The sequence below is a fragment of the Ruminococcus sp. MCC718 genome, assembly GCF_018783905.1.
GTDB classification, from domain to species: domain Bacteria; phylum Bacillota; class Clostridia; order Lachnospirales; family Lachnospiraceae; genus Hominisplanchenecus; species Hominisplanchenecus faecis.
In genome coordinates, this window is record NZ_WQNP01000173.1 from 1 (window position 1) to 705 (window position 705).

At 43.3% G+C, this 705-nt stretch carries 1 pseudogene; it reads left to right on the forward strand.

The features are described 5' to 3' along the window. Positions 1-122 precede the first annotated feature (122 nt). Positions 123-705, forward strand: a pseudogene (locus tag GPK60_RS14515) (IS21 family transposase); the annotation flags it as partial.

A 705-nucleotide genomic window follows, 5' to 3' on the forward strand; every position in this document is an offset into this window, starting at 1 on the left:
GAGAATGAGAGCCATATATTCCGGTAATTCAGAGCCACCTTATTGGGCTCTATTACATATATTTCCTTTATACTGTAAATACACACCTTTGGTGTGAATACAGATAAAGGAGGTCGTAAGTTATGACCAAGTATCGTGAAATCCTACGCTTGAAAAGCTTAGGATTCAGTGAGAGGAACATCGCACAGAGTTGCGGTGTATCCAGAAACACAGTCGCTAAGGTTTTAAAAAAGGCAGCGGAAATCAAGCTTTCATGGCCGCTGGATTTCGACATGACCGACAGTGCACTAGAGGAGCTGATGTTTCCTAAGGATAAGTCGGCAACGAATAAACGCATGCCAAACTTTGACTACATTCGCAAAGAACTTCTGCGAAATGGTGTAAACAAAAAGCTTCTCTGGGTAGAATACTGTGAGGAGTGCCGCATGAGCAGCGAAGAGCCTCTAATGTATTCTCAGTTCTGCTACTACATCCAGAAGGATGAAGAAAAACGCAGGGCTACCATGCATATCCCCAGAAAACCAGGTGAACAGATTGAAGTTGACTGGGCCGGTGACCCTGCCCACATCATTGATCCGGACACCGGAGAAATCACAGATGCATGGATATTTGTAGGTGTATTAACTTACAGTCAGTATGCTTTTGTAAAAGCATATATGAATGAGAAAACCGACAACTGGATCAAAGCTCATGTCCAGATGTTTG